Source organism: Microcoleus sp. D3_18_C2 (assembly GCF_036702395.1).
In the GTDB taxonomy this organism is placed as follows: Bacteria; Cyanobacteriota; Cyanobacteriia; order Cyanobacteriales; family Microcoleaceae; genus Microcoleus.
The window spans coordinates 1-11,653 of record NZ_JAUBTG010000095.1; the positions used below are offsets into that span (position 1 = coordinate 1).

Annotated in this window: 10 protein-coding genes and 1 pseudogene; 8 read left to right on the forward strand and 3 right to left on the reverse strand. The window is 47.5% G+C overall.

Features of this window, described 5'->3' with window-relative positions; all coding sequences use genetic code 11:
- The first annotated feature begins 90 nt into the window (after positions 1 to 90).
- The 3 genes and pseudogenes from QUA88_RS29600 (at position 91) to QUA88_RS28285 (ending at position 1,758) form a co-directional block, all read left to right on the forward strand.
- Positions 91 to 462, forward strand: coding sequence for an HNH endonuclease (locus QUA88_RS29600; protein WP_445299464.1), 372 nt, complete (start codon positions 91 to 93; stop codon positions 460 to 462).
- Between the two features lie 77 nt (positions 463 to 539).
- Positions 540 to 677, forward strand: a pseudogene (locus QUA88_RS28280) (IS607 family transposase); the annotation flags it as partial.
- Positions 616 to 1,758 carry a transposase gene (locus tag QUA88_RS28285; RefSeq protein ID WP_333057152.1) on the forward strand — a complete coding sequence of 381 codons (1,143 nt, stop codon included), beginning with the start codon at positions 616 to 618 and terminating at the stop codon, positions 1,756 to 1,758. The pseudogene QUA88_RS28280 and the gene QUA88_RS28285, both read left to right, overlap by 62 nt.
- Here QUA88_RS28285 and nadD read toward each other — a convergent pair.
- On the reverse strand, positions 1,747 to 2,478 hold the full coding sequence (nadD, locus tag QUA88_RS28290) for a nicotinate (nicotinamide) nucleotide adenylyltransferase (protein WP_333057141.1): 732 nt from the start codon (positions 2,476 to 2,478) through the stop codon (positions 1,747 to 1,749). The genes QUA88_RS28285 and nadD overlap by 12 nt on opposite strands.
- 964 nt (positions 2,479 to 3,442) lie before the next feature.
- Between nadD and murC the strand changes: the two genes are divergently transcribed.
- The 4 genes from murC to QUA88_RS28310 all read left to right on the forward strand — a co-directional run bounded on the left by murC (position 3,443) and on the right by QUA88_RS28310 (position 7,527).
- A complete protein-coding gene (murC, locus tag QUA88_RS28295; protein WP_333057142.1) occupies positions 3,443 to 4,999 on the forward strand; it encodes a UDP-N-acetylmuramate--L-alanine ligase in 1,557 nt (518 codons plus the stop codon).
- Positions 5,000 to 5,149: 150 nt separating this feature from the next.
- Complete coding sequence (gene murB / locus QUA88_RS28300; protein ID WP_333057143.1) at positions 5,150 to 6,106, forward strand: UDP-N-acetylmuramate dehydrogenase; 957 nt, start codon at positions 5,150 to 5,152, stop codon at positions 6,104 to 6,106.
- Positions 6,107 to 6,517: 411 nt separating this feature from the next.
- Positions 6,518 to 6,868 carry a YbaB/EbfC family nucleoid-associated protein gene (locus tag QUA88_RS28305; protein ID WP_015178392.1) on the forward strand — a complete coding sequence of 117 codons (351 nt, stop codon included), beginning with the start codon at positions 6,518 to 6,520 and terminating at the stop codon, positions 6,866 to 6,868.
- A 167-nt stretch (positions 6,869 to 7,035) separates the two neighbouring features.
- Positions 7,036 to 7,527, forward strand: a complete 492-nt coding sequence (locus QUA88_RS28310) for a low molecular weight protein-tyrosine-phosphatase (protein WP_333057146.1) — start codon at positions 7,036 to 7,038, stop codon at positions 7,525 to 7,527.
- 10 nt (positions 7,528 to 7,537) lie between these two features.
- Here the strand turns inward: QUA88_RS28310 and QUA88_RS28315 are convergent, their stop codons facing one another.
- Both QUA88_RS28315 and QUA88_RS28320 read right to left on the reverse strand, forming a co-directional pair.
- A complete protein-coding gene (locus QUA88_RS28315) occupies positions 7,538 to 8,278 on the reverse strand; it encodes a response regulator transcription factor (protein WP_333057147.1) in 741 nt (246 codons plus the stop codon).
- 63 nt (positions 8,279 to 8,341) lie between these two features.
- A complete protein-coding gene (locus tag QUA88_RS28320; protein WP_333057148.1) occupies positions 8,342 to 9,934 on the reverse strand; it encodes a glucose-6-phosphate isomerase in 1,593 nt (530 codons plus the stop codon).
- 463 nt (positions 9,935 to 10,397) lie between these two features.
- On the opposite strand from QUA88_RS28320, the gene dusB reads away from it, so the two are divergent.
- Complete coding sequence (gene dusB / locus QUA88_RS28325) at positions 10,398 to 11,411, forward strand: tRNA dihydrouridine synthase DusB (protein WP_333057150.1); 1,014 nt, start codon at positions 10,398 to 10,400, stop codon at positions 11,409 to 11,411.
- Positions 11,412 to 11,653 lie beyond the last annotated feature (242 nt).

The following is an 11,653-nucleotide window of genomic DNA, read 5'->3' on the forward strand; positions in this document are numbered from 1 at the left end:
TTTGCCCAAAAATAGCTCAAAACCTCTGCCCTAGTATTTTTGGGTATTTATACTCATTGCAAAAGTGACACGCTCCCCTTCACAACAGAGGTGCCAGACAGACATGGAAAACCCAAAATAGTATCTGTAAGAAAAATTTCTCAGATACCAATTATACGCCATATCAAAGTCAAAGACACCTCATCACCCGATGACCCCACCCTAGCCAAATACTGGGAACAACGGCGAACCTCCACCGGAAAAATTCGATGGGATAAAAAGTCCAAATACTTTAAAGTCGCTGAAAACCAGAAATGGAAATGCCCAGTATGTGGCGAAAATCTGTTCAACGGAGAAGAACTACATCTTCATCACATAACGAAAGTTAAAGATGGAGGTACAGAAGATGAGGTCAATCTCGTCCATGTACACAAAGCCTGTCATATACACATACACACAGGTAAGCAATCTGGAAAGCCATAGGCTTGAGCCCTATGATGCGTAAGTATCAAGTACGGTTCTTAGGGGAGGGGGATATGGTGACATATGCCTCCTTACCCGACATCCTTGCCATCATCCACGTCTTTAGCAGCCGACTCTATGGTTTGCGAAAATACAAATCTGCTATCAAAGAAGATTCGAGTTTACCCGGAAACCAAGCTAGCAGCGAAGTGGAGGAGTTGGATTGCAGCAAGTAGATGGTGTTACAATCAAGCAATTGCTATCCTGAAAGATGAAAAAATTGGTAAGTATGGCTTAAGGAAGAAAATAATGGACTCAGCCCCTAGTTGGGTGTCTGAACAACCTTACAATCCGCGTCAAATGGCAGTGTTCCAAGCTTTTGAAGCACACAAAGCAGCTAAAAAGACAAAAGGAACGGCAAAATTTAGAAGCCGTTTCGACGCATCTGAGACTATCCGATTTCAAACGTCCAATTGGAAACTAGGAACTTTTTACCCACTTTCTACTAAGGAACTAACATTCAAGTCATCGGAGCCCATTATCGAGGTAATGCAGCACGAACCGACACTTAGCTTGATTAACAGGCAATGGTTTATTTGCTATGCAATTGATGTACCAAAAATCAAGCCAATTGAGAGCGATTTAGTTATTGCTTTAGATCCGGGTGTCAGAACTTTTCTTACTGGTTTTGATGGTAGTGACTTCATCGAAATAGGAAAAAACGATATCGGTCGTATCTATCGCCTAGCAAGGCATCTAGACAAATTAATGTCCCGTATTGGAGTAAGTAAAGGGAGAGAGTTCAAGCGACTAAGGTATTGCCTGCGAAAATCAGCAGCCCCAATCAGGAGCAAGATTAAAAACTTGGTCAATGAACTACACAAGAAAGCTGCAAAATATTTGACAAGCAAGTACAAGTTAATTTTCTTGCCAACCTTTGAGACACAACAAATGGTCAAAAAAGGCAAACGCAGGTTGGCGACTAAAACGGCTAGAGCGATGGTTACGTTGAGCCATTATCGCTTTAAACAAACGTTGAAGCATCAAGCTACCAAGCATGGTGGTGTTGTAGTAGACGTGACAGAAGAGTACACATCGAAAATCTGTTCCAAATGTGGACACGTTCATTCTAAATTAGGCGGGTCTAAAATATTTAAATGTCCAAAGTGCGGACACACTCTGGACAGGGACAAAAATGGCGCTTTCAATATTTTATTGAAAGCTTTGAGAGATACCTCCTTGATAGGAGAGCTTGCTGCTTTTTCTATCTTGCCATACACGGTGATTCCTGGCTTAGTTCGGGATTTACCGGGTTAAATGTATCTGGTAAAGCTGATGGGCTGCAATATAAGTCCCGACAACTTCCGGGACTAAGTAGCGGAGGTCGAGCCTTTCGGCGCAGCAGCGGCGGATGTGGCTGGACGAAATCTCGATCGCACGCATGGACAGCACTTCCCAGCGAATTTCCACGTCCACAAGAGCCATTTGTTCGGCAACTCGTCGGCCCACAGCAGTCGCCTGAACCTGCATCCTGTCTCCCCCGGAATCGAGGGGTTTTCCACCCGGATAATCTCCCCACTCGGACAGTCCCCCACTCTCCTTGCTTTCTGCTGTCACTCGATCTCCGTGAGTCGGACGTGGGGCCACCAACCAGTCGCACAACCGGGCAATTTCGGCGCACCGGTGCCATTTGGGAAGAGTAAGGAGTGCGTCACTACCAATAATCCAGTACCAGCGATGATCGCCGGGATACAATTTTTGCAAATACAGCAGGGTGTCGATCGCAAAACAACTGCCTCTGGGATTGGCCGACCGCGGCGAAATTACGAAGTCTGGCCGATCGGCGATCGCCAGAGCAAGCATTTCCCGCCGCTGCTCAAAACTTGCCAAATCCGGGCGCTCTTTGTGAGGAGGAGAGCGATCCGGTACCCAAATGACTCGATCGAGAGCAAATTGACTCGCAGCCGTTTCGGCTACCAACACGTGACCCCAGTGAACCGGGTCAAAAGTCCCGCCCAAAACCGCTATTTTCCCCATATTTCCCCCAAATCAGGATTAATACAGACATCGCGCCAATTTTCTGTTTATACGCTTTTAACCATAAGCTCGTTTATGAGAAAACCCTCGCTTTACATCGGCGACAAACCCCTAGACGACCCTAGTTTCGACGATCGTCCTGGACGCTGAAACCGGTTTTTTCAACCCCCTTAATTCGTCCAAACCTTCAATAAGACTTAAAAAACCCGCTTCTGAGCGTCGGAGTGGTTTCGGGACTGGATGATTAACCTTGCCAATATTAATCCCAACTTGTTTCTCGTTTTGCGATCGACCGCCTGAGCATTCGTTTGTGGGCTACCGAAAAAGTTTTGACGGTAGATATACTTAGCGCACTGGTAAAAATTTTAAGGACTGCCAAGAGCGTCGATCGGCTTCTCGATCAAAACCAATGATTTGGTTTGATCTATGGCTTTGCGACTATTTCGACAAACTGCATAACTTGTATATATACAATAAAGTCAGAATATATACTATAGCTGCGATCGTGTCAATCTCTCACTTTCAAGAAAAAATGACCGTAGGAGTAGATAAATGACTACAAAATGAGCGAAATTTTGTTGTTCGTGGTAGTGTTTGTAAATCCTTATGGGTTTTACCCTCAATCTTGGTAGAAAGGTTGTGGGGCTTTTGCTGCCGTATCCCAGCACAGCAGGCGGATAGAAATAGAAAGAATGCAGGAGTATGCAACCACCCAAAATTAGTCTATTGGCCCCGACCCCAGACCCCGTTTTCTGTTACCTGCAATTTTCGAGCTGTGACTGTTCCGGAAAACTACTCGGTACTAAGTCATATAGGATACAAGACAAACATCTCTACAAGTCCCTCAAATCTAGGGACACGCAGAGAATTTTGTACAAAATCTCTAGCGAACTGTATCCTGAAAAAACAATTCTTGATATGATATCGCGTGTTATTGGCGTGGTGTGGTGTGTGAGGAGCAAAGATGCCGAGTTCTGTTGATTTTAGCGGTAGACCATTTCATTTCATCGGCATTGGTGGGATTGGGATGTCAGCCCTTGCCTACATTCTAGCTAAACGCAAGTTGCCTGTGTACGGCTCGGACATTAAATCGAGTCACATAACCGAGCGCTTGCAAGGAATGGGAGCTCATATTTTTTGGAGTCAAGACGCCAGCAATTTTGAATTATTTGAAACGGCCCTTAACGGTAGCAGTCCCGACTGCGGGCAACAGGAAAGAGCAGTATCCTCGATAGTCGCGGGTACGGTAGGAACTTCTGTCGCGACAGCCGAAGCTGTCCAATTTAACGGCAACGGTTCAAGCGCCCAAGCAATTCCGGGATTGCCTCAAGTAGTATGTTCGACGGCTATTCACCCAGCCAATGCCGAATATCGAGCTGCTTTAGATTTGGGCTGTCCGATTTTTCATCGATCGGATGTGTTGGCAGCGTTAATTCAAGATTACCAAAGCATAGCCGTAGCCGGGACTCACGGCAAAACTACTACTAGCAGCTTAATCGGCTTCATGCTGATGGCTGCGGGTCTAGACCCGACGATCGTAGTAGGAGGCGAGGTAAATGCTTGGGAAGGCAATGCCCGTTTGGGGGAAGGCCCCTACTTAGTGGCCGAGGCTGATGAATCCGACGGTTCTCTCGTTAAGCTAGTAGCCAAAATTGGCATAGTAACGAACGTGGAACTGGATCATCCAGACCATTACGATACCCTTGACCAGGTAATAGACACATTTAAGGTGTTTGCCCAAAACTGTCAAACCTTGGTGGGCTGCATTGACGACCAAATCGTCAAAGATTCCCTTCAGCCTAATGTCAGTTATAGCTTGCAGCCGGACAGCGGTGCTGACTACACGGCATCGGGCGTGGAGTACGGGGCCGAAAGTACCAAGGCCCGAATTTGGGAGCGAGGAGCTTTCCTGGGGGAAATGGAGTTGAAGTTGCTGGGTACACACAATCTCAGCAATGCACTAGCTGCGGTAGCAGTAGGCCGATTGTTGGGGTTAGAGTTTTCGGCGATTGCCAAAGCGATTGCTGGCTTTGAAGGAGCTCGTCGCCGTTTTGAGGTGCGGGGTTTTCACAATGACATCCTGTTTGTGGACGACTACGCTCACCATCCTAGCGAAATTCGTGTCACCTTGGCGGCCGCTCGCTTGCGTATCGAAGGTAGCGAAAAAAATCCCAAATCCCGAAGAGTGGTTGCAATTTTTCAACCCCACCGTTACAGCCGGACTCTGACATTTTTGCCAGAATTTGCTCAATCTTTTGGGGATGCTGATTTGGTTGTGGCTTGCGATATTTATAGTGCTGGGGAACCAAATTTAGGAGAGATTAGCGGGCAGCAGGTTGCTGATTTGATTGCTAAAGAAGGCCGAGAGGTTGAGTTTGCGCCTTCCCTAGAGTCAGTCACTCAGTTTTTAACCCAAAATCTGCAACCGGGGGATTTGGCTCTGTTTTTGGGCGCTGGTAATCTGAATCAGATTATTCCAGAGGTTATGGCTTTTTATCAAGAAGCCGATCGCCCCGATTAGCTCGCGAACAGAGTAGAGTCGATCGACATTATGGCGTTGCACTTTGTGTCGAAACTTCTGTCGGACGGCTCGCTCAAAGGGGCGACATAAGTTAGCTAAATGGATTTTCAACCCTGTCTTCGAGCGAAGGTATTTTTAAGGATTTTCAAGATGGTGACTATCTCGAATGACTCCTCTGTTAAGGACAATCGGCGAGTGTATTCTCCTATTTCTTTGCGGGGAACTGATTGCAAGATTAACTCCCAAGTTTCGCTGGCGGGCCTGACTTCCTTCCGAGTCGGTGGCCCCGCCGAGTGGTACGTTGCTCCCCGCAGTATGGAGGCTTTGCAAGCGAGTTTTGCCTGGGCACACGATGAAGGGGTGCCGGTGACTCTGCTGGGTGCGGGTTCTAATTTGTTGGTGAGCGATCGGGGTTTGTCCGGTTTGGTCGTCGGCACTCGCTACCTCAAACAGGTGAATTTTAACCCAGAAACAGGTCAAGTTACGGCGGGGGCGGGGGAGTCAATTCCCCGCCTTGCTTGGTTGGCGGCTAAACGGGGCTGGAAAGGTCTAGAATGGGCAGTCGGCATACCGGGTACGGTGGGAGGGGCTGTGGTGATGAATGCAGGCGCTCACAGAGGCTGTACTGCTGATATTCTAGTCAATGCTCGCGTCCTATCCCCCGGTGGTAAGGTGGAAATTCTGACTCCCCAAGAGTTGGAGTACCGCTACCGGACTTCGGTGCTGCAAGGGGGCGATCGGCTAGTAACAGAAGCGACTTTTCAGTTACAGCCGGGATTCGACCGATCGCAAGTAATGGCAGAAACTAATGACCATTTCAGCCAGCGGCGGACAACTCAACCTTACCACTTACCGAGCTGTGGCTCAGTCTTCCGTAACCCTGGCCCCAAGACGGCAGGTTGGTTCATCGAACAAGCGGGACTGAAGGGATATCAGATCGGCGGTGCACAAGTAGCTCAGCGCCATGCTAATTTTATTCTTAACTGCGGGTCGGCAACGGCCAATGATATTTTTCAAGTGATCCGCCACGTTCAACAGCAAGTCGAGCAGCGGTGGTCGCTGTTGTTGGAGCCAGAAGTTAGAATACTGGGAGAGTTTCCCTTCTAAGGCATCATTGAAGTAATACGGAAACGGCAGACTGCCAGCCCACACACCATCACAAAGTAGTTGTCAAGAACCTCAGCCCTGACGGCATGAGGCTTGAAAGAGAAATCTAACAAGCCATCTTGACCCGCCTAAGTCTTAACTGACTACGTTTTTTGAGTCACGACACCGGGCGAATGCGAAGCTAGTTCCCTGCTCTGTCGCTAGTAGTTAAACAGTTCTAAGGTAACAGGAACAGTGCTCCTAGCCTAACAAGCTCAGAAAACATTGGCAAAGCTAACTTTACCCCAGAAATGGGAGATTGAGGACAACCATATCCTCACGGGGGGCAACTACCCCCCTACCCCGCAAGGGGATTAAAATTAAATGTAAAGCCGTCCTGTAAGGACGGGGTTTCAGACCAGAGGAATTTTGATGACAAAATCAGGACAAGGATTTGGCTTCGGCCTGGGCAAAATGAAAGAACTGACTGAAGCTTTCAAAAAAGCTCAGCAGGTTCAAGAAGGAGCTAAAAAGCTCCAAGAAGAGTTGGATGTCATGGAAATTGAGGGAACTGCCGGCGGTGGCTTGGTCAAGGTTTTTCTCAGCGGCAACCAAGAACCCCGCCGCGTGGAAATCTCACCGGATGCCCTCGGTGAAGGTGCTGAGGTGGTTTCTGAACTCGTCACGGTGGCGATGCAGGATGCTTACGCTAAGTCTACGATGACGATGCGGGAGAAAATGGAAGAACTCACCGGGGGACTAAATCTCCCCGGTTTCGGTTAGTCATTAGTCATCAGTCATTAGTTGTTAGCTATCTGTGTTTAAAAACAAATCTATAGCTAATGACTGATTGATTTCTCTGAAGCACAAAACGTTGGGAAAAAGGGGAAAGTAAAAATTTTCTTTCTTCCCTTCCCATTAAAAATTACCAATTACTAATTATCAATTAAATGTCTTATAAATTATTGTTTGTATGCCTCGGAAATATCTGCCGATCGCCCTCAGCAGAAAATATTATGAATCACTTAATCGAACAAGCTGGTTTGAGCGATCGCATCACCTGCGATTCGGCTGGAACTGCTAGCTATCACATTGGCAGCCCCCCTGACAGGCGGATGGCATTGGCGGCGAAGAAGCGAGACATTGAATTGCTAGGCGAAGCCCGCCAATTTACCAGGAAAGATTTTGAAAATTTTGATTTGATTCTGGCTATGGATCGGGACAATTATCGCAATATTCTTGCCTTGGATGCGGCTGGAAAGTATAAAGATAAAGTGCGACTGATGTGCGATTTTTGCCAGAAATACGACCTTAAAGAAGTGCCAGATCCTTACTACGGTGGCCCGGAGGGATTCGATCGAGTAATTGATTTGCTGCACGATGCTGCCGAGGGTTTGTTGGAGTACGTTATCAATCAGGAAAAATTAACAATTACCAATTAACAGTTACCAATTACCAATTACCGACTAAATGGTGTTCCATCGCAAAGCGAACGAGTTCTGCACGGTTGTTGCTGTCAGTTTTTCTGAACAAGCTGCTGACGTGCTTTTCGACAGTTCGAGGGCTGAGGTGGAGTGTGGAGCCTATTTGAATATTAGAAAGACCTTCTGTCAGCAAATCTAGCACTTGTCGCTCTCGCTGAGTCAAAGTCGGAGCATTTTGGCTGGGAGATGCCCGTGAAGCGGAGCTATCTCGTAGGGAATCGCCTGTGTTTGACTTTTGAGTTAAAAAATCTGCTTCTGGCTTGTCATTGGCTCTGCTGCGTGCCTCTGTTGGCATTGGTTCGGGTTCCGGGGAACGAGAGGGGGCCTGAGCGATTAGAGCGTAGCGATCGAGCAAAGAGCGAATTACCGCCCCCAATTCTTGGAGTTCAAAAGGCTTAGCCAGATAATTGTCACACCCCATCTGATAGCCGCGAATCCGTTCCTCCGTGCTCGTGCGTTCGGTCAAAAAAATCACCGGCAGCAAGCGGAAAGCGGGACGAGTCCGAACTCGCCGTACAAATTCGTAGCCATCCATTTCGGGCATTGTAATGTCGGTAACAATCAAGTGGGGCCCAAATTCATCTACCAAGCCTAAAGCTTCTTTGCCGTTCTCAGCAGCGATTACAGAGTATCCGGTAATTTCTAGATAATCGGTAATCGACAAGCGAGTCGCGAAATCGTCGTCAGCAACCAGAATCGTTAATGGCATGGGGGAATTAAAAATTAAACATTAAAAGTGAAATTAGTCACTTTTAATGTTTAATTCTACTGTTTAATTCTCTTGATAGCTTGCAGTTAAAGTAGCCGGTTGTCCTAATTTGCCCTCCAAAGCTACGCCGCGCCCGTTGGCTGCCAAATGTCGCAGAGTTTTATAAATTGTCTCGATTTGCTCTGGTTTCCCTGCTTTTTTGGCTATTTCTGCTACAGACAGAGGTTTTTGGGCGTCTTTGAGCACTTGCAGTACCCGTTGCTGCAAATCCAATACAGCAGCGGCCGCTTTTTTGCCTGCTTCAACCCCTGGCTGGTGATAGGCATTGACATTCACCAAGGAACCGTAAAAACCTACTGCTCTTTCGTAGAGGGCGATTAATGCTCCTACTGTCTCCGGGTTGACTTGGGGAATTGTGACAGTAATGGAATCTCGGTGATTTTCGTACAAAGCTTGTCGAGTTCCCTGCAACAAACCCGACAAATAATCTCCTGAAGTGACGCCGGTTTCTACTTCTGGGGAAATGCCTTGCCTGTCTTGCAAAACTTCGATAAATGTTAGGAAGAAATTCGGCACGCCGTCTCGCAGTTGCTGGACGTAGGCGTGTTGGTCTGTGGTGCCTTTGTTGCCGTAAACTGCGATTCCTTGATGAACTGTGTTGCCGTCTAAATCTTCCTGTTTGCCGATCGATTCCATGACTAATTGCTGCAAGTAGCGGCTGAACAATAGCAGTGAATCTTTATACGGCAAAACTACCATATCTTTTTCGCCACGTCCGTTGCCAGCAAAATACCAGGACATTGCTAACAAGGCGGCGGGATTATGTTTGATTTCGGTGGTTCTGGTAGCTTCGTCCATGACTTTAGCGCCGTCGAGCATCGCCCGAATGTCGATGCCTTGCAAAGCTGCGGGCAAAAGTCCGACTGCTGACAATTCGGAAGTGCGTCCTCCCACCCAATCTGCCATTGGAAAAGTGGTAATCCAGCCTTCGGATTTGGCTAATTTGTCGAGTTGGCTGTCAACTCCGGTGATGGCAATTGCTTGTTTGGCAAAATCGAGTTTTTCGGCTGCGAAGACTTTTTGAACTTCGATCATCCCGTTGCGCGGTTCGGGGGTGCCGCCGGATTTGGAGATAGTAATTACTAGGGTGCTGGCGAGTTTGTCTTTGATTTTGTTGAGGACTCGATCGATCCCAGCCGGATCTGTGTTGTCGATAAAATGTATTGCTAGGGGCGGAATGTCTGGGGATAAAGCTTCGGCGACAAATTGGGGGCCGAGGGCCGAGCCGCCGATGCCGATCGAAATTATGTCGGTAAATTGCGGAGCAAAGGGCGGTTTAATATCGCGGTTTTGAACTTTCTTGACAAATGCTTCGACTTGTGATATTCCTTCGACTATTTCTTGTTTTAATTCTGGAGTGGGAGCTAAATCGGGGTTTCGCAGCCAGTAGTGGCCCACCATGCGGTGTTCGTCGGGATTGGCGATCGCACCTGCTTCTAAAGCTGCCATGTCTTTGAAAGCTTTGTCAAATTTGGGCTTCAGTGCTGCTGCGAAAGCGTCGTCGAATCCCATGCGGCTGATATCGAGGTAAAGTCCCAATCCCTCGTGATAGTAAAGCCAGTCTTGATAGCGTTGCCAGAGTGCTGCGGCGTCCATAGGAATTCTCTACAATTTTTTTAATGTTCGATCGGCGTCGTCAGGAATCAACCAATTGTAGTTTAAAACGATCTGATGTACGGCTTTTGCAGAATCCCAATAAATTTAAGCATTAATCGTCTGAAGGCAGCCGGAGCCGAAGGCAGTCAGAGCATTCGGCAGAATTAAACAATAAAAATATGACTTGGGCAACAGTCTTAGTAGGTAGATATCTCATTAATGGTCACACCCCATAGATAGATGGAAGCGGCACAGAAATTTAACTGTGGTCGGCGTTGGCGTTTGAGTCATGGTTTCACAATGTTCAAATTCGGGCGATCGGGTTCTGTAAAATAGGTATTGCGGTCAGGTTAAATATACTTTTAGCTGTCACTCAATAATCGGCTAAAAATATAATTAACAACTGTCAACTATCGGAAGTGTAGTATAATATACAGATATTAGAATTAAAGTGCGATCGACTATGCTTGCTCTATCTCCCGAATTAAAAGAAAGGTTAGCAACTCCGCTCAAAATCGGCGATTTTGAAGTTAAAAGCCGCGTCTTGCAATCGCCATTATCCGGCGTTACCGATTTGGTATTTCGCCGCCTGGTGCGCCGCTACGCGCCGGATTCGATGATGTACACGGAAATGGTGAACGCTACGGGTTTGCACTACGTGAAGCAACTGCCGAGAATTATGGAAGTTGACCCGAACGAGCGCCCGATTAGCATTCAATTGTTTGACTGCCGGCCGGATTTCTTGGCAGAAGCGGCCCAGAAAGCAGTGGCAGAAGGAGCGGATACTGTTGATATTAATATGGGCTGTCCGGTTAACAAAATTACTAAAAACGGCGGCGGTTCTTCCCTGCTGCGAGATCCGGAAACAGCCGAGGCAATTGTGCGGGCAGTTGTGGAAGCGGTAGATGTTCCTGTCACGGTTAAAACTAGGATTGGTTGGACTGACAAAGAAATTAATATTTTGGAATTTGCGAAGCGGATGGAAGATGCGGGTGCAAAAATGATTACCGTGCACGGCCGCACTCGATCGCAAGGTTACACCGGCCCGGCAAAATGGGAGTGGATTCGCCGAGTGAAAGAAGTTTTATCGATTCCAGTTATTGCTAACGGGGATATTTTTTCAGTGGAAGCAGCGATGCGATGTCTGGAAGAAACCGGCGCCGATGGAGTGATGTGTTCGCGGGGAACTTTGGGCTATCCTTTTTTGGTGGGAGAAGTTGATTATTTCTTGAAAACTGGTGTGGAAAAGATACCTCCGACACCAATTGAACGCCTCGAATGTGCTAAGGAACATTTGCGGGCTTTGTGGGAATATAAAGGTGAAAGCGGTGTCTGCCAAGCGCGCAAGCACTTAACCTGGTATGCTAAGGGTTTCCCCGGCGCTGGGGAATTGCGGGGCGTGTTGGCTGTGGTAGAAACGGTTGAACAAGGTTGCGATTCGATCGATCGCGCGATCGATCAATTGCCCGCAAGTTGAAATAAACTTAGATATTGCACCATTTTTAATAAGCCTTTCACGGGCGGGCAGGATGCCCAACCCCTACTCCCCACACTAAAATCTAATCTTTGTGGAACAGGCATCTTGCCTGTTCTTGAAAATGGTGCAAGCTGAAATAAACAAAACCCACCTCTGCGGGCTAAGATTTAACTAATGCGAATGGGAAGTCCCGCGCTCTACCGAAGGTGAGCGTCGGGATGAAAATGAGTCAGAAAATAAAT

Coding starts and splice junctions, on each gene's coding strand:
- nadD (WP_333057141.1), bottom strand. CDS start 2,478: ATGGGGAAAATAGCGGTTTTGGGCGGGACTTTTGACCCGGTTCACTGG.
- murC (WP_333057142.1), top strand. CDS start 3,443: ATGCCGAGTTCTGTTGATTTTAGCGGTAGACCATTTCATTTCATCGGC.
- murB (WP_333057143.1), top strand. CDS start 5,150: ATGGTGACTATCTCGAATGACTCCTCTGTTAAGGACAATCGGCGAGTG.
- QUA88_RS28305 (WP_015178392.1), top strand. CDS start 6,518: ATGACAAAATCAGGACAAGGATTTGGCTTCGGCCTGGGCAAAATGAAA.
- QUA88_RS28310 (WP_333057146.1), top strand. CDS start 7,036: ATGTCTTATAAATTATTGTTTGTATGCCTCGGAAATATCTGCCGATCG.
- QUA88_RS28315 (WP_333057147.1), bottom strand. CDS start 8,278: ATGCCATTAACGATTCTGGTTGCTGACGACGATTTCGCGACTCGCTTG.
- QUA88_RS28320 (WP_333057148.1), bottom strand. CDS start 9,934: ATGGACGCCGCAGCACTCTGGCAACGCTATCAAGACTGGCTTTACTAT.
- dusB (WP_333057150.1), top strand. CDS start 10,398: ATGCTTGCTCTATCTCCCGAATTAAAAGAAAGGTTAGCAACTCCGCTC.